The 16,237-nt window shown below is 69.6% G+C and carries 12 protein-coding genes; 4 read left to right on the top strand and 8 right to left on the bottom strand.

Going from position 1 to position 16,237, the window contains the following annotated elements:
- The first annotated feature begins 56 nt into the window (after positions 1-56).
- Positions 57-383, top strand: a complete 327-nt coding sequence (locus LVB77_RS02685; RefSeq protein WP_232908685.1) for an NHLP-related RiPP peptide — start codon at positions 57-59, stop codon at positions 381-383.
- Here LVB77_RS02685 and LVB77_RS02680 read toward each other — a convergent pair.
- The 4 genes from LVB77_RS02680 to aceB all read right to left on the bottom strand — a co-directional run bounded on the left by LVB77_RS02680 (position 335) and on the right by aceB (position 7,402).
- A complete protein-coding gene (locus LVB77_RS02680; RefSeq protein WP_232908684.1) occupies positions 335-2,971 on the bottom strand; it encodes a putative peptide modification system cyclase in 2,637 nt (878 codons plus the stop codon). The genes LVB77_RS02685 and LVB77_RS02680 overlap by 49 nt on opposite strands.
- 30 nt (positions 2,972-3,001) lie before the next feature.
- Positions 3,002-4,024: a diguanylate cyclase gene (locus tag LVB77_RS02675; RefSeq protein ID WP_232908683.1), complete on the bottom strand. Its 1,023-nt coding sequence runs from the start codon at positions 4,022-4,024 to the stop codon at positions 3,002-3,004.
- Positions 4,025-4,285: 261 nt separating this feature from the next.
- Positions 4,286-5,584 (bottom strand): isocitrate lyase, encoded by a 1,299-nt coding sequence (gene aceA / locus LVB77_RS02670; RefSeq protein ID WP_232908682.1) that lies wholly within the window; start codon positions 5,582-5,584, stop codon positions 4,286-4,288.
- A gap of 207 nt (positions 5,585-5,791) precedes the next feature.
- Positions 5,792-7,402, bottom strand: a complete 1,611-nt coding sequence (gene aceB, locus LVB77_RS02665) for a malate synthase A (protein WP_232908681.1) — start codon at positions 7,400-7,402, stop codon at positions 5,792-5,794.
- Positions 7,403-7,523: 121 nt separating this feature from the next.
- Between aceB and LVB77_RS02660 the strand changes: the two genes are divergently transcribed.
- A complete protein-coding gene (locus tag LVB77_RS02660; protein ID WP_232908680.1) occupies positions 7,524-8,492 on the top strand; it encodes a LysR family transcriptional regulator in 969 nt (322 codons plus the stop codon).
- A gap of 141 nt (positions 8,493-8,633) precedes the next feature.
- Here the strand turns inward: LVB77_RS02660 and LVB77_RS02655 are convergent, their stop codons facing one another.
- The 3 genes from LVB77_RS02655 to arfB all read right to left on the bottom strand — a co-directional run bounded on the left by LVB77_RS02655 (position 8,634) and on the right by arfB (position 11,314).
- Positions 8,634-10,001, bottom strand: a complete 1,368-nt coding sequence (locus tag LVB77_RS02655; RefSeq protein WP_232908679.1) for a glycosyltransferase — start codon at positions 9,999-10,001, stop codon at positions 8,634-8,636.
- Between the two features lie 280 nt (positions 10,002-10,281).
- Positions 10,282-10,890, bottom strand: a complete 609-nt coding sequence (locus tag LVB77_RS02650; protein ID WP_232908678.1) for a 1-acyl-sn-glycerol-3-phosphate acyltransferase — start codon at positions 10,888-10,890, stop codon at positions 10,282-10,284.
- A 10-nt stretch (positions 10,891-10,900) separates the two neighbouring features.
- On the bottom strand, positions 10,901-11,314 hold the full coding sequence (arfB, locus tag LVB77_RS02645) for an alternative ribosome rescue aminoacyl-tRNA hydrolase ArfB (RefSeq protein ID WP_232908677.1): 414 nt from the start codon (positions 11,312-11,314) through the stop codon (positions 10,901-10,903).
- Between the two features lie 130 nt (positions 11,315-11,444).
- On the opposite strand from arfB, the gene LVB77_RS02640 reads away from it, so the two are divergent.
- Entirely contained in the window at positions 11,445-12,020 is a 576-nt protein-coding gene (locus LVB77_RS02640) for a DUF2059 domain-containing protein (protein WP_232908676.1), read from the top strand.
- 19 nt (positions 12,021-12,039) lie between these two features.
- Here LVB77_RS02640 and LVB77_RS02635 read toward each other — a convergent pair whose 3' ends face one another.
- Positions 12,040-12,771, bottom strand: coding sequence for a pseudouridine synthase (locus tag LVB77_RS02635; protein WP_232908675.1), 732 nt, complete (start codon positions 12,769-12,771; stop codon positions 12,040-12,042).
- A gap of 92 nt (positions 12,772-12,863) precedes the next feature.
- Here LVB77_RS02635 and LVB77_RS02630 point away from each other — a divergent pair, with 92 nt between their 5' ends.
- Positions 12,864-15,674: a pitrilysin family protein gene (locus tag LVB77_RS02630; protein WP_232908674.1), complete on the top strand. Its 2,811-nt coding sequence runs from the start codon at positions 12,864-12,866 to the stop codon at positions 15,672-15,674.
- Positions 15,675-16,237 lie beyond the last annotated feature (563 nt).

Raw genomic sequence — 16,237 nt, 5'->3', positions numbered from 1 at the left:
AAGGATAGATTCGTCGCCTATCGGGGCCGCAACAGGCTCTGCTAGGGGGAGTACCGATGGGCAACGACAACACCAAGGGGCATCCGCCTCTGGATCCGAAGGTCGCCGACAAGCTGCTCGACAAGCTCGGCAACGACGATCATTTCCGCGAGCTGTTCGTTCAGGATCCGGCCGCGGCACTGGGACGGGTCGGTCTGGCGCCGGCGCAAACCAAGGCCGCGCTGTCGGATTCGAGCTGCATGATGGTGGCGAACATCGCCCCGAAGGAAGAAATCCAGGCGTCCCGGGATGAGCTACGCAGCTACCTGACGTCGCAAGACACCCACACCGTGGTTCACTGCTTCGAAGCGGGCAGCGTCGCGTCCAGCCTGCGCGCCAAGTAAGGCGGCAAGGTCTCGCTCGTCCAGGCGCGGCGGAAGGCCTCGGCTTCCCGTCGCGCTTCGTCCGGACGACCCAGACCCAGCAAACGTTCGGCCGCGTCCAGCGGCGCCAGGCTGGCGTCGGCCACGCTCATCGCCTGCAGGGCCTGGCCGCCCAAGGGCTCGATATAGGCCAGGCCGCGGTGCGCGGCCAGCCAACGGTCCTGCTTCAGCGCTTCCTCGGCCTTGCCGGCATCGCGCAGCGCATCGCGCAGGGCGACGCGCAGCTGGAACGGCTCGGTGCCGTCGATTTCGCGCGCCAGCAACGAAGCCGCTTCGGCCGGCTTGCCCGACAGGCGCAGCTGCTCGGCCTTGGCCACGCTCAGCAGCTTGATCGCGCCGGCATGGCCGGACTCTTCGGTCATCGTGCTCAGCTTGGGCAGCAGGCGTTCGCCGATGGCGCGGTCGCCGGCGCGCTGGCCCAGCCGCACCGCGGCCAGGGCCATCACCAGCAGGTCGTCGCGATCGGCTTCGCCGGCCGGGTTGGCGGCGTCGGCGACGATGGCGTCGGCCAGCGCAGCGATCTTGGCCGGCGGCACCGACTTGGGATCGCGCAGCAGGTCGGTCCAGTAGTCGGCAATCGCGAACGGGTAGCGCAGCAGCGGATTGGCGCCGCTGGCGGCCGCCGCGGCGCGGTCGGCGCTGCGCTGCGCGTCGCTCAGGCGGCCCTGGTCCAGCGGGATCGAGATGCGTTCGAACTCGTTGACCAGCGCGCCCAGGCTGCGGTCGTTGGCGGGCAGCGCGGCGAGGATCTTTTCCGCCTCGGGATAGCGGCGCAGGGTCGCCAGCGCGGCGGCGTGGCGGCGCGTGGGCGGGTACTGGCCGGCGGTTTCGGCCTGCTTGAAGCTTTCCAGCGCCTGCGCCGGACGCTCCTGCGCCAGGTAGACGCGGCCCTTGAGCTCCATGGCGATGTCGCGCAGCGCATTCTGCGGCGCCGAGAACGCCTGCGCGCCGCGCAGGGCGGCGTCGTAGCGGCCGGAGGTGAAATCGAACCAGGCCAGCCGGCTCTGGCCGGCGTAGTAATCGGGGTACAGGCCGGCCAGCAGCTTCCACTTCGGCGCCGCGCGCCGCGAGGGCTGCGGACCGAACTCGGCCGCCCACGCATCCAGGTACAGCGCGTCGCGCGCGGGCAGGTGCTCGCGCAGCGCCAGCGCGCGGGTCAGCGAGGGCTTGGCGGCGGCGTTGTCGGCGTTGCTCACGTACACGCGCATCACGCCCATGTGGGCGAGGGCGAAGTTCGGGTCCAGCTCCAGCGCGCGCTGGAAGTACTGCAGCGCCTCGGGGAACTGGCGCTTGGCGTAGGCCTTGGTGCCCAGCGCGTAGGCGCGCAGCGCGTCGAGGTTCTTGGTGGTCACCTGCGGCAGCGGCGCGGAGTCGTTGTCGATCGACTTCAGCGCTTCGCCCAGCTTGTTGCGCAGGCTGGCGGTGACCTGGTCGATCGAGGACAGCGCCGAGCCGGCGCCGACGCCGTCGACGGACTCGGCGTAGACCGTGGTCTGGGTGTGCGGGTCGATGACTTCCGCGCTCACCCGCACGCGCCCGCCGACTTCGGCCACGGTCGGCAGGATCACCGCGCGCGCGCCGTCGCGCAGCGCGATTTCGGAGGCGACGGTGCGGTCCAGGAAGGTGTCGGGCTTGCGCTGCATGCGCGCCAGGGTGTCGCGCGCCTTCAGGTCCGACAGCACGTTGACGTAGCGCGACTGCTCCAGGCTGATGCGGAACGCCTGCTCCAGCGAATCGTCCAGCACGCTCTGACCGGTGAGGTTGCGCAGGTCGCCGACCACCACCCAGTCGCGCTCGTTGAAGGCGATCGCCGGCTGCGGCTTGGTCACGAACCACACGCCCACGCCGATCACCGCCAGCACCGCGACCTCCGCCGCCAGCGCGGCCGGGCGCCGCCACAGCGGCACGTCGCGCCAGGCCTTGGGCGAATTCGGCGGCGCGCGCAGCGGCGCGATGCCGGGCTCGCCGACCTCGTAGATTTCCTGCGCGTCGGGCACGCCTTTGAAGCGCCAGCGGCCGTAGGACTTCCACAGCAGTTGTTGGCCGCGCTCGCCGAGTTCGCGCGCGGCGCGGTGCGCCAGCGGCTCGGCCACCGCCGACAGCAGGATCTGGCCCGGTCGCGCCATCGCCATCAATCGCCCGGCCATGGGCTTGGCCAGGCCTTCGACTTCCAGCGGCTTGGCGCCGACCTTGACCGCCTCGTCGCTGTTGCGCCAGGTCAGCACTTCGCCCACGTGCAGGCCGGCGCGCGCCAACAGGGTCTGCTTGCGCTCGCGTCCGATCTCGCGCAGGCCGCGCTCGTAATCCAGGGCGAAACCCAGGCCGTCGATCGGGCGTTCGAACAGCAGCAGCAGGCCGTCGGAACGATCGATCAGGCGGCCGCGCCATTGCTGCTGCAATTGCAGCACCAGGCGGTCGTGCTCGCGGAACAGCTCGGCCGCCGGGCCGTCGCCCAGGCGCTCGACCAGGGTGGTCGAATCGCACAGGTCGGTCAGCAGCAGGGTGCGCAGCTGCGGCGCTTCCGGATGGGGCCTATGGGCGTCGTTCATCGCGAGGGCATCCTTGTTCGCGTGTCCCGGTCAAACCGGTTCCAGTGCCGCGTCTTGCCAATGCACGCGGTTACCGCCCTTGCGCTTGGCTTGGTACAGCGCTTCGTCGGCGCGCGCGTACCAGTCGTTCCAGTCCGCGCGCGGGTCGACCATGCAGGCGCCGACGCTGACCGGACAGATGGTCGGCGGCGACTGCGGCATCAGCATCAGGTTCTGCGCGGTGGCGACGATGAACTCGGCGAAGCGCATCACGTCGTGCGCGTGCGCGGCCGAGACCAGCAGGCAGAATTCGTCGCCGCCGAGGCGGCAGGCGATGTCGTCGGGCCCGGCCACCGAGCGCATGATCGCGGCGATGCTCTGCAGCACGCGGTCGCCGGCCAGGTGGCCGTGATCGTCGTTGACCTGCTTGAAGCGGTCGCAGTCCACCAGCACCAGGCCCAGGGTCTGCGGCATGCCGCGCGTGCGCGCTTCCTGCAGGTGCAGGGTCAGGCCGCGGCGGTTGTACAAGCCGGTGAGCTCGTCGGTGCGGATCAGCTCTTCGGTCTGGTTGAGCTGGTGGGTGGTCGCGTACAGGCTGTCGAGCGCGGCCTCCAGATCCTGGTTGCGACGGCGCAGCCGCCGGATCAGGCCTTGCTCGTTGAGCACCACGCGCATGATCGCGCGGCGCAGGAAGTGGCAGACCAGGCCGGCGTTACGGTCGACTAGGCGCTGGAATTCCTCGTGGCGCAGTTCGATCAGCGCACCGGCGCTGGCGGCGATGGCGTCGGCGCTGCGCGCGTGGTCGCCGATCAGCAGGCCGAGTTCGCCGAAGAATTCGCGCGGGCCCAGGCGCTTGGTGACCAGGTCGTCGCCGAAATCCAGATCGATCGCGCCGCGCGCGACCACGAACATGGTGGTGCCCAGTTCGCCGCGGCGGAACAGCACTTGACCGGCCTCGACGTGACGCGGGCGGCCGAGTTCGGCGAACAGTTCGAATTCCGCTTGGCTAAGCGCTGCCGTCGCCGCTTCGTTAGGCGCCGCGATCGGATCCGAATTGAACTGACCGCCCGTCATGCTCGGCGCAGCACCATCGCGATTCATCCCACGACCCCCGGATCCCCGGCTCCTTCAGAGGCTGGAGAAGCAGGATAGCACCTCGCCTGAATAGCAAACGCCCCGGTCGGCGGAAGTCGGTCATCGGCATCGGCATCGCGCCGGTTCAGGCGGACGACGGACGGCGCGGACCGGGCGCCGTTCGCCCGGTTCGCGGTGGCGGCCCGCAGCCGCCGCCACGGCGCGCCCGGCCCCCTCGCCGGTCGCGCCGCGGGGCCGCATTCAGGCGGCGACCTTGTCGTGCTGGAACTGTTCCTCCTCGGTCGAGCCCTTGAGCGCGACGGTCGAGGACTGGCCACCCTGGATGGTCTGGGTGACCGCATCGAAGTAGCCGGTGCCGACCTCGCGCTGGTGCTTGACCGCGGTGAAGCCCTTCTCGGCGGCGGCGAACTCGGCCTCCTGCAGCTCGACGAAGGCGCTCATCTGCCGGCGCGCGTAGCCGTGGGCGAGGTTGAACATGCCGTAGTTCAGGCTGTGGAAGCCGGCCAGGGTGATGAACTGGAACTTGTAGCCGTAGCCGGCGATCTCCTTCTGGAACTTGGCGATCGTGGCGTCGTCCAGGTTCTTCTTCCAGTTGAAGCTGGGCGAGCAGTTGTAGGCCAGCAGCTTGCCCGGGAACTTGGCGTGGATGGCCTCGGCGAACTTGCGCGCGAACTCCAGGTCCGGCTTGCCGGTCTCGCACCACACCAGGTCGGCGTAGGGCGCGTAGGCCAAGCCGCGGCTGATCGCCTGGTCCAGGCCGTTGCGGGTCTTGTAGAAGCCCTCGTTGGTGCGCTCGCCGGTGGTGAAGGGCTGATCGTTGGGATCGATGTCGGCGGTGAGCAGGTCGGCGGCCTCGGCGTCGGTGCGCGCCACGATCAGGGTCGGCACGCCCATCACGTCGGCGGCCAGGCGCGCGGCGACCAGCTTCTCGACCGCTTCGCGCGTGGGCACCAGCACCTTGCCGCCCATGTGGCCGCACTTCTTGACCGAGGCCAGCTGGTCCTCGAAGTGCACGCCCGAGGCGCCGGCCTCGATCATGCCCTTCATCAGTTCGAAGGCGTTGAGCACGCCGCCGAAGCCGGCCTCGGCGTCGGCCACGATCGGCTGCAGGAAGTCGATGTCGCCGGTACCTTCCGCGCACTGGATCTGATCGGCGCGCAGCAGGGTGTTGTTGATGCGGCGCACGACCTGCGGCACCGAGTTGGCCGGGTACAACGACTGGTCGGGGTACATCTCGCCGGCGATGTTGGCGTCGGCGGCGACCTGCCAGCCCGACAGGTAGATCGCCTTGAGGCCGGCCTTGACCTGCTGCATGGCCTGGTTGCCGGTCAGCGCGCCCAGCGCGTTGACGAAGTCTTCGGTGTTGAGCGAGTTCCACAGCTTGGCCGCGCCGAGCTTGGCGATGCTGTGCTCGACCGGCACCGTGCCGCGCAGCCGCACCACGTCTTCGGCCGAATACGGACGGGTGATGCCGGCCCAGCGCGGATTGCTGGCCCAGTCGTTGCGGAGTTGCTCGGCGGTCGGCAGGGTCTGGCTCATGACTTCGTTCCTTGCGTGTGGGTCGTAACGACGTGGGGTGTGGGCGTGTTGCGGTGGATGGAGTGAGGCGTTGCTGCGACGGCAGATGAGGCTTTCTGTGGGAGCGACGTAAGTCGCGATTCGCTCCGCACGCGCCAGATCTTCGGTATGTGGAGGAAATCGCGACTTACGTCGCTCCCACAGGAATCACCGAAGCCGCGACGCGGGTCAGTCGATGCGTTCGTAAGCCGGCAGGGTCAGGAACTCTTCCAGCGTGTCGGCATGGGTGAGCTGGTCGAGCATCGCGATCGCCTCGCCCAGGCGCTCGCCGCCGGGCAGCTTCATGCGCTCGGCGAGCTTGCTGGGCAGGCCGATCAGGGCGCGCTCGAGCAGGGCGAAATCGACCGGCGTGCCGTCGTCCAGGTGCAGGCCCGACGCGTGCAGCCACTGCCACAGCTGGGTGCGCGCGATCTCGGCGGTGGCCGCGTCCTCCATCAGCCAATGGATCGGCACGCAGCCGTTGCCGTCCAGCCAGGCCGCGAGGTAACGCACGCAGACCTCGACGTTGCCCTCGAAACCGGCGCGCGTGATCGTGCCCAACGAGGGCTTGATCAAGTCGTCGCGGATCACCAGCACGTCGTCGCGCAGCACGTGCTGCTGGTGCGGGCCGGGCATGCGCTCGTCGAAGATGCGCATCGCCAGCGGGATCAGCGCCGGATGCGCGACCCAGGTGCCGTCGTGGCCGGCGGTGACCTCGCGCAACTTGTCGGCGCGCACCTTGGCCAGCGCGGCCTCGTTGGCGGCCTCGTCGCCGCTGATCGGAATCTGCGCGGCCATGCCGCCCATCGCGTGCGCGCCGCGCTTGTGGCAGGTCTGGATCAGCAGTTCCGAGTACGCGCGCAGGAACGGCTGCAGCATCGTCACTTGGCCGCGTTCGGGCAGGACCTTGTCGCGGTGCGCGCGGAAGGTCTTGAGGTAGGAGAACACGTAATCCCAGCGGCCGCAGTTGAGGCCGGCGATGCGCGTGCGCAGCGCATGCAGGATCTCGTCCATCTCGAACACCGCCGGCAGGGTCTCGATCAGCACGGTGACCTTGATCTGCCCCGCCTCCAGGCCCAGCGCCTGCTCGACGCGATCCAGCACTTCGTTCCACAGCTGCGCCTCTTCCATCGACTGCAGCTTGGGCAGGTAGAAGTAGGGGCCGCGGTCCTTGGCCGCGAGCGCCTGCGCGTTGTGGAACGCGAACAGGCCCAGATCGAACAGGCTGCCGGCGATCGGCGCGCCGTCGATCAGCAGGTGCTTCTCGTCCAGGTGCCAGCCGCGCGGGCGCACCATCAGCACCGCCTGTTGCTCGTAGGGCTTGAGGGTGTAGTGCTTGCAGCCGTCCTGCGCCATCCAGTCCAGGGTGCCGGCGACGGCCTTCTTCAGCGCGCGCTGGCCGGTCAGCAGGTTGGCCCAGGTCGGCGCGGTGCTGTCCTCGAAGTCGGCCATGAAGACCTTGGCGCCCGAGTTGAGGGCGTTGATGACCATCTTGGGATCGACCGGCCCGGTGATCTCGACGCGGCGGTCCAGCAGGGCGGCGGGCAGCGCGGCGACGCGCCACTGGCCGTTGCGGATCGCGGCGGTGTCGGCGCGGAAGTCCGGCAGGTGACCGGCGTCGAACCAGGCCTGGCGCTCGCGGCGCGCGGCCAGGCGGGCCTGGCGCGCGGGTTCGTAGCGGCGGTGCAGGTCGGCCAGGAAGGCCAGCGCGGCCGGCGTCAGCAACTGCTCCTGACCGGCCAGGGTGGCGGTCAGCTCGATCCCGTTCGACTCCTGCCGCTGCTGCATCACTGCCGACATGCCCGTGCTCCTACGCCTGTAGCGTGTTTCGTTAGGGCTCCGACCATGCGCCGGCGTCTAGTATTTGACAATCAAGTTTTTTCAATGCATATCATTTGAAAAACTTATATATGTCTCGAAAGTGACCGCCAGGCGCCCCGCCAGCCCCCGTTTTGCTTACAAAGGCGACCGCCTGAAGCCGCTGCGGGCGTTCTGCCAGACCGCCCGACTGGGCTCGGTCTCACGCGCCGCCGAGGCGCTGTACCTGAGCCAGCCGGCGGTGACCCTGCAGCTGCAGGCGCTGGAGCGCGACCTGGGCGTGCGCCTGCTCGAGCGCAGTGGGCGCCGGCTCAGCCTGACCCGCGAAGGCCAGGAGCTGTACGAACTGGCCCGGCCCCTGGTCGAGGGCCTGGACGGCCTGGACGGCGCCTTCCGCGAGCGCGTGCGCGGGCTGGACGCGGGCGAGTTGCACGTCGCCGCCGGCAGCTCGACCATCCTCTACCTGCTGCCCAAGATCGTCGAAGCCTTCCGCGCCGCCCACCCCGACGTGCGCCTGACCCTGCACAACGTCACCGGCGCCAGCGGCCTGGACCTGCTGCGCTCCGACGGCGTGGACCTGGCGGTGGGCTCGATGCTGGACGTGCCCGGCGACCTCAGCTACGCGCCGGTGTACCGCTTCGAACCGATGCTGATCGCGCCGCGCGATCATCCGTTGGCGCGCAAGCCCGATCTGAGCCTGCAGGATCTCTCGCCCTACGGCCTGATCCTGCCGCCGCAGCGCTTGACCACCTACCGCATGGTCGACCTGGTGTTCCAGCAGAACCGCGTGCCCTACACGGTGGCGCTGGAGGTCGGCGGCTGGGAGGTCATCAAGCAGTACGTGGCCATGGGCCTGGGCATCAGCATCGTCACCGCGATCTGCCTGACCGACGCCGACCGCACGCGGCTGGCGGCGCGCTCGCTGGCCGATTACTTCCCCTCGCGCAGCTACGGCGTGGTGGTGCGCAAGGGCAAGTACCTGTCCCCGCAAGCCAGAGCGTTCACCGAGCTGATCCAGCCGGATCTGTTTTTCCGCGGCGATTACTACGCGACCGGGCAGTCGGATCGATAAGCGCGCGCGGGGTGGCGCGACGATGCGGTTCGCCTGCGGCTCACCGCATCCTACGGGTGCGTGTCGCGAATGCCGTAGGGTGCGGTGACAACCGCACCAACGCCCTGCACCGATGAGCGAGACGATCCGGCGACGAACGCCTCAGCGCCGCTTCGGCGCGCGAAACCGCTGCGGCAGAAACACCGCCGCCGCGGCCAGGTCCACGAACGCCATCGCGTAGCGCACCGGCGCCACCAGCAAGGCCTTGCCGATGGTGGGCGCGCGCGCCGCGCGCGTGACCGCGGCCAGCACCAGCGCGGTGGCCGCGATTTCCGCCAGCACGATCGCGCCCAGCCACAGCCAATGGCCGGCGAACGCCAGCCACAACAGCAGCAACGGATAGGCCAGCCGCTCCAGCGCCATCAGGAACAGCGCCCAGCCGATCGGGCGCCCGTACTCGTGGGTGAGGCGTTCGCCGAACGGCTGCCGGTAGGCCTCGCGCACGCGCCGTTGCTCGCCGCCGGCTGGCGCGCGCGGCCGCAGCCAGCGCCGCCAGGCCTTGAACGGCGTCAGCAGCAAGGCGTTGAACTCGCGGCAACCGCGAAAGAACGCGCCGGCCTGACGGAAGCTCTGCCGCGGCAACCGGTCCAGCGGCAGCTGCTCGGCATGCGCCAGCGCCTCGGACAGCTGCACGTTGCGGTAGCCCTGCTGCGCCAGCGCCAGGGCGATGAACACGTCCTCGGCTTCGTCGAGCTGATCGCCGCACACCGGCTCGTAACGATCGAACAAGTCCTTGATGTAACGCCGCCGATACGCGATGGCATTGCCGCGCGGCACCACCACGCCGCCGAACAGGGCCATCTGGCCGCGGTTGATGAAGCGTTGCTGCAGCAGGCAGCTGGTTTCGCGATAGACGTCGCCCAGCCACTGCAGACTGCGCCGCACGCCCCCGCGGCGCGCGCGCGGATCGCGATAGGCCTCGCCGTGCAGCCAGCGCTGGAACGCCGGCGACCGCTCCAGCGCGCGCCGGTGCTCGCCGCGCATCGGCTGGACCACGCCGCAGACGCTGGCGATGCCGACGCCTTCGTACAGCTCGCGCACGCAGCGTTCGATGTAGTCGGCCGAATGCAGCAGCGTGTCGCCGTCGAGCACGAACTCGACATCGGCGTCGGACTCGCGCGCCTGGCGCTTGATCGTGGGCGCACGCCCGATCGACCACATGCGCTCGATCACGCGCAGCGACAAGCCGTTGGCGGCGGCGAACTCGCGCGCGATCGCGGCGGTGCCGTCGCGCTCGGTGCCGCCGTCGTCCACCAGCACCACGCTGCGCGGCTGCAGCGTCTGCGCCAGCAACGCGGCCAGGCAGTGGGCGATGTCGTGCTGCTGGCGGCGCGCGGTGATGACCACGTCGACCACCGCCTGGCGCCAGTCCTCGACCGGCGTGGGCACGGTTTCCTCGGCGCCCCGCCACAGGCCGACCGCGCTGAGCAGGCCGTTGGGACTAAGCGCGAACCAGGGCAACGCGGGCACGACCGACCTCCCGCCGGCAGGCGCCGACCCTATCCGACAGCTCCGCAGGTGCGGCGATCGTGGACTCCGCCACGTGTTTCAAGGACATCCTGCCCGGCACGACCGACCTCCTGCTCCGAACCGGGAACCTGCGCCACCCCCCGCGACGCATCGACCCCGTAATGAAGCGACACGTAAAGCGCGGCCAAAAGCGGTCGCCGTTCGCGGCACGGCCGCAAACACCGGTTTGGCGGGTCGGATCGGGCGGCCAGCGCCGGCGCATCCGGCCCGGCGCAGGCCCTCAGGTCGTGCCGTGGTGCTTGCCCTGCCAGGGCCGGTACCAGGCGCGGATGCGGGCGATGTCGGCGTTCATGTCCTCGCCCAGCCAGAACAGCTCGCCGATGCCGATGATCTTGTCGGGGTAGTGGAAATAGGCCGGCAGCACCGGCACGTCGGCGGCCTTGGCGATCTTCCAGAAGCCGGTTTTCCACCGCTCCACCGGCTTGCGCGTGCCTTCCGGCGCCAGCCCGAACCAGAACCGGTCGGCGTTGCGGATCATCGCCGCGGCCTGCTCGACCACGCCGTGGGAGGCGCTGCGGTCGACCGGAATCACGCCCAGGTGACGCAGCAGCCCGCCCAGCAGCGGCACCTTGAACAGCGAATCCTTGCCCAGCACTTTGATGTCCAGGCCCAGCGCCGCCTTGGCCGCGAAGCCCCAGACGCCGTCCCAGTTGGACGAGTGCGGCGCGCCGATCAGCACCAGCTTGGGGATGTCGGGAAACGCGCCGACCATGCGCCAGCCGCCCAGCCGCAGCACGCTGCGGCCGATCCAGCGGGTCAGGCGGCTGCCGCGCACGCGCGGCGCGTTGGGCGGCAGCGGCAGCACCACGTCGTCGGCGTCGGTCGGCATGCGCGCTCCTTCAGTCCCAATCGCGCGTCGCACGGCCGCGCTTGACCGTGCTGCGCTCGCGCTTGGCGCCCAGGCGCCGCTCCTTGGCGGCGCGGCTGGGGCGCGTGGCGATGCGCGGCTTGGGTGCGTGCAGGCCGCTTTCGATAAACGCCGCCAGGCGCTCGCGCGCGTCCTGGCGATTGCGGTCCTGGGTGCGGAACCGCTGCGCGCTGATCACCAGCACGCCGTCGCCGGTGACGCGACGGTCGCGCTTGGCCAGCAGGCGCTCGCGCACCGCCTCGGGCAGCGACGGCGATTGCGCCACGTCGAAGCGCAGCTCGACCGCGGTGGCGACCTTGTTGACGTTCTGCCCGCCGGGCCCGGTCGAGCGTACGAAGCGTTCGACCAGTTCCTGCTCGGGGATGTTGATGTCGGCCTCGGCCATTGCGCCCCTCCGGCCCCGATTGTAGACCGATGTGCTGTAGACCGAGTGTCGCCGTCCGGGCCGGCGCCCTGGCGTTGACGCCGCCGTCGTCGGCAACGACGATGCGCTGCTCATCACGGAGGATCGCCCCATGAAACGTTACGTCTTCGCCCTGGCCCTGATGCTGGCCGCACCGCTGGCGGCCCTGGCCGGCCCGCCCAACGACGCCCAGGTCGCGCGCCTGCTCGAGGTCATGCGCGCGCGCCAGACCGTGGACGCGCTGCTGCCGCAGATCGAGGCCTCGCAGAAGCAGATGGTCGAGCAGATGATGGCCGGCCGCGAACTGTCGGCCGACGAACGCGCGCGCCTGGACCGCATGATCGCCCGCTCCAGCGCGCAGATGCGCAAGGCCTTGGCCTGGGACAAGCTCGAGCCGGTCTATCGCGACATCTATCGCAACACCTTCAGCGCCGAGGACACCGATGCCCTGATCGCGTTCTACGGCAGCGCGGCCGGACAGCGCCTGCTCGAGAAGATGCCGGCGCTGATGCAGAACACCATGACCGCGATGCAGAAGCTGGTGGTGCCGATGATGCAGGAGCTGCAGCAGGACATCGAAGCCGAGGCGCGTCCGCCGGCGCCGTTCGTACCGCCGCCGGCACCGCCCGCACCGCCGTCGCGCGAGCAGAAGATCAAGGACAAGAGCGCGGGCGCGCAAACCAAGTAAGCGCACGTGCGCCGCGCCCTCATTCGACGGGCGCGGCGCCCTCGAACAAGGCCAGCGCCCGCGCCAGCTCGCGATCCGGCGGCGCGGTCGCGGTGACCCGCGCGCCGCTGACCGGATGCAGGAACGACAGCCGCTGCGCGTGCAGCAGCATGCGGTGGATGCCCATCATGCGGAACGCGCGGTTGTGGCGGCCGTCGCCGTGGCTGGTGTCGCCGATCAGGTGATGCGAGACGTGCTTGAGGTGGCGGCGGATCTGGCGAAAGCGCCCGGTCTCCGGCTGCGCCAGCAACAGCGCGTAGCGCGAGGTCTCGAAGCCGCCGGAGGGATGGGCCAGCTCGCAGGCGCCCAGACGGCGGAAACGTGTGATCGCCGGTTTCTTCTGCGGCTTGCCCGGCCCGCCGTCCAGGTCGTAGTCGATGGTGAACCGGTCCTCGGGCCAGCCGCGGCAGACCGCCAGGTAGTCCTTTTCGAACTCGCGCGACATCAGCACCTTGCCCAGCGCCGAAGCCGCCTCGCGCTCGAACGCCAGCAGCAGGCAGCCGCTGGTGGCGCGGTCCAGGCGGTGGACCAGGTACACCGGCCGGCCGAACTGGGCGCGCAGGCGGTCGGCGACGAAATCGGTCTCGCCGCGCGCGAGCGCGCTGTCGTGAACCATCAGGCCCGCCGGCTTGTCGATGATCGCAAGCCAGTCGTCGGCGTACAGCACCGGCAGCTCGGCGGGTTCGTCGGCAGGGCTGAATGTCTCGGTCATGCTCAATGGCACAGGCAGTAGGGGGCGCAGCGGGTATTTTCGTCTATAGCTGCGTCGGCCACACGCCGCCCCACTCTCCATCAGGATTCCGCATGCGATCGCACCCGCTCCGCCCGACCTTCTCCGCCCTGGCGCTGGCCCTGGCGCTGGCCCTGCCCGCGCAAGCAGCCGAATCCGCATTCGCGCCGCCCAAGGGCGTGGCCGCCGGTCCCTGCGTGGAAGGCATCTGCGAGTACACGCTGGGCAACGGCCTGCGCGTGCTGCTGTTTCCCGATGCCAGCAAGCCGACGGTGACGGTCAACCTGACCTACCAGGTCGGCTCCGTGCACGAGAACTACGGCGAGACCGGCATGGCCCACCTGCTCGAGCACCTGCTGTTCAAGGGCACGCCGACCCACAGCGACATCCCGGGCGAGATGAAGAAGCGCGGCATCGGCTTCAACGGCACCACCAACGTCGACCGCACCAACTATTACGCCTCGTTCCCGGCCAACGACGACACCCTGCGCTGGCTGCTGGGCCTGGAGGCCGACCGCATGGTCCATTCCAACGTCGCCCAGAAGGATCTCGACAGCGAGATGACCGTGGTGCGCAACGAAATGGAGCGCAACGAAAACAGCCCCGCCGGCATGCTGGGCCAGCGCGTGCGCGCGACCGCGTTTCTTTGGCACAACTACGGCAAGAGCACCATCGGCGCGCGCAGCGATGTCGAAGGCGTGCCGATCGAGCGCCTGCAGGCCTTCTACCGCAGCTGGTACCGGCCGGACAACGCGACCCTGATCGTCGCCGGCCGCATCGATCCGGCCAAGACCCTGGGCGAGATCGCGCAGGCCTTCGCGCCGGTCGCGCGCCCGCAGACGCCGCTGCGCACGTTCTACACCGCCGACCCCACCCAGGACGGCGAGCGCAGCGTGACCGTGCGCCGCAGCGGCGACATCCAGCTGGTGATGGCCGCTTATCACGTGCCCGCCGAAACCCATCCCGACAACGCCGCGCTGGGCGTGCTCGCCGACATCCTCGGCCATGTGCCCAGCGGCCGCCTGCACAAGCAACTGGTGGAGACCAAACTCGCCGCCGGCGCCAGCAGCGGCACCGACAGCCTGCGCGATCCGGGCCTGATGACGGTGGTGGCCGGTCTGCCGCGCGACGGCGACGCCGCCAAGGCCGAGACCGCGATGCTGGCGCTGATGGAGAACATCGCCGCCACGCCGATCACCCAGGCCGAGCTCGATGCGGCCAAGCAGCGCATCCGCAACGGCTACGAGCTGGGCTACACCGACGTCAACGCGGTGGCGCTGGGGTTGTCGGAAGCGATCGCAGCCGGCGACTGGCGTTTGTACTTCCTGCGCCGCGACGCCTTGGACCGCGTCGGCCTGGACGACGTCAACCGCGTCGCCCGCACCTACCTCAAGCCCAGCAACCGCACCCTGGGCCGGTTCGTGCCCACCGACGCGCCCGACCGCGTCGACATCGCCGCCGCGCCCGCGGCCGCGACCGTGCTGCAGGGTTACACCGGCAAGGCCGCGATCGCCGCCGGCGAGCAGTTCGATCCCACGCCGGCCAACATCCAGGCCCGCACCGAAACCTTCACCCTCGGCGACGGCCTGCGGGTGTCGCTGCTGCCGAAGAAAACCCGCGGCGGCACGGTGGTGCTCACCGCGCGTTTCCGTTTCGGCGACGCGGCTTCGCTCAAGGGTCGCGTGGCCGCGGGCAACGTCGCCGGCTCGCTGATCATGCGCGGCGCCGCCGGGCTCAGCCGCGAGCAGATCGATCAGCGCTTCGAGGCCCTGAAGACCGAGGTCGGCATCGGCGGCGGCCTACAGAGCGCGAACATCGGCATGACCACGCGCCGCGAGCAGCTGCCCGAGGCGCTGACGCTGGCGGCGCAGATCCTGCGCAAGCCCGAGTACCCGCAAAGCGAGTTCGAGCAGTTCCGACTGCAGAGCATCACCGGACTGGAAGCGGCGCGTAAGGAGCCCGGCACCGTCGCCGGCATGGCCCTGGCGCAGTACTTCGATCCCTGGCCGCAGGACCACCCGCTGCGCACGCGCGGCATCGACCAGTCCATCGCCGATCTGAAGTCGCTCAAGGTCGAGGACCTGCGCGCCTTCCACCGCGATTTCTACGGCAGCGCCGAGGGCGAGATCAGCGTGGTCGGCGACTTCGACCCGGTGGCCTTGAAGGCGCAGCTGCAAAGCCTGTTCACGGACTGGCGCACGCCGCGCGCGTTCGCGCCGATCGCGACCCGGTACAACGACGTCGCCGCGCGGCGCGAGCGCTTCGAGACTCCCGACAAGGCCAACGGCGTGCTGCTGGCGCGCAGCAATCTCTCGCTCAACGACCGCGATGCCGACTATCCGGCCCTGGTGGTGGCCAACCGCATCCTCGGCGGCGGCGGCGCCTCGCGCCTATACGACCGCATCCGCCAGAAGGACGGCCTCAGCTACGGCGTGTCCAGCAACCTCGACGCCGACGCCAGCCGCAGCGGCCGCGACGACGCCGGCAGCCTGCTGATCCAGGCGATCGCCGCGCCGCAGAATCTGGACAAGGCCGAAGCGGCGATGCGCGAGGAATACGCACGCTGGATCCGCGACGGCATCAGCGCCGACGAACTGCGCGACGCGGTCGCCGGCCTACTGACCCAGCGCGAACAAGGCCGCGCCTCCGACGGCGCGATCGCGGGCGTGCTGTCCAGCAACCTGTTCCTGGACCGCACCATGCAGTTCCAGGCCGACATCGACGCGCGCCTGAAGACGCTGACGGTGGAGGAAGTGAACGCGGCGATCCGCAAGCACTTCAAGCCCGAGAATTTGAGCGTGTACGTGGCCGGCGATTTCGCCAAGGCGGCATCGACGCCGCAAGCGGCTCCCGCACCGGCGGCCGGGGCGGCGACCAAGCCGTAGTCGATGCATAGGCCGCGATCGCAGCCTCGGGCCACCGGGCTGCAATCGCGGCTCACGCCGCTCCCACAGAGAGCAAACCGCAACAGCTACCACACCGCCATCGCTTTCGCTGTTGCCGTTGCCGTTGCCGTTGCCGTTGCCGTTGCCGTTGCCGTTGCCGTTGAGTCTGCTCCGGCATTGAAGTCCATAGAACCGAAGCCACACGAACCACCCCAGACCCGAAGGGCGGCGCGCAGGACGCGCGCCGTTTTTCGATAAGACAGGGATGTCTTATCGAAAAATCCCGGCGCAAGATCCGAAGCCACACGGGAGCTCTTGGCTCAGACCCTTCTCTTTGGTTACTTTCTCTTGGGTCAGCAAGAGAAAGTGACCCGCATGCGCAGCAGGCGGAAGCCTTTGACCTTCGGTCAGAAGAAGCAGAGCAAGAACAAAAGCAAATCCTCCCCAACCCTCCTTTGTCAAAGGAGGGAGCTAAAAGCGCAACGCCAGGATCTGGAGGCCATCGGAACCGGATAGGCGCGATAGCCGGGATTCGCGGTCGCGGCTCACGCCGCTCCTACAGG

It is taken from the genome of Lysobacter sp. 5GHs7-4, assembly GCF_021284765.1.
Lineage (GTDB): Bacteria > Pseudomonadota > Gammaproteobacteria > Xanthomonadales > Xanthomonadaceae > Lysobacter.
The sequence above is the reverse complement of the archived record's forward strand: the minus strand, read 5'-3'. Positions and strand labels throughout refer to the sequence as shown.

Bases quoted from the DNA above. Each gene is read 5' to 3' on its own strand.
- LVB77_RS02685 (WP_232908685.1), top strand. From the start codon at position 57: ATGGGCAACGACAACACCAAGGGGCATCCGCCTCTGGATCCGAAGGTC.
- LVB77_RS02680 (WP_232908684.1), bottom strand. From the start codon at position 2,971: ATGAACGACGCCCATAGGCCCCATCCGGAAGCGCCGCAGCTGCGCACC.
- LVB77_RS02675 (WP_232908683.1), bottom strand. From the start codon at position 4,024: ATGACGGGCGGTCAGTTCAATTCGGATCCGATCGCGGCGCCTAACGAA.
- aceA (WP_232908682.1), bottom strand. From the start codon at position 5,584: ATGAGCCAGACCCTGCCGACCGCCGAGCAACTCCGCAACGACTGGGCC.
- aceB (WP_232908681.1), bottom strand. From the start codon at position 7,402: ATGTCGGCAGTGATGCAGCAGCGGCAGGAGTCGAACGGGATCGAGCTG.
- LVB77_RS02650 (WP_232908678.1), bottom strand. From the start codon at position 10,890: ATGCCGACCGACGCCGACGACGTGGTGCTGCCGCTGCCGCCCAACGCG.
- arfB (WP_232908677.1), bottom strand. From the start codon at position 11,314: ATGGCCGAGGCCGACATCAACATCCCCGAGCAGGAACTGGTCGAACGC.
- LVB77_RS02640 (WP_232908676.1), top strand. From the start codon at position 11,445: ATGAAACGTTACGTCTTCGCCCTGGCCCTGATGCTGGCCGCACCGCTG.
- LVB77_RS02635 (WP_232908675.1), bottom strand. From the start codon at position 12,771: ATGACCGAGACATTCAGCCCTGCCGACGAACCCGCCGAGCTGCCGGTG.
- LVB77_RS02630 (WP_232908674.1), top strand. From the start codon at position 12,864: ATGCGATCGCACCCGCTCCGCCCGACCTTCTCCGCCCTGGCGCTGGCC.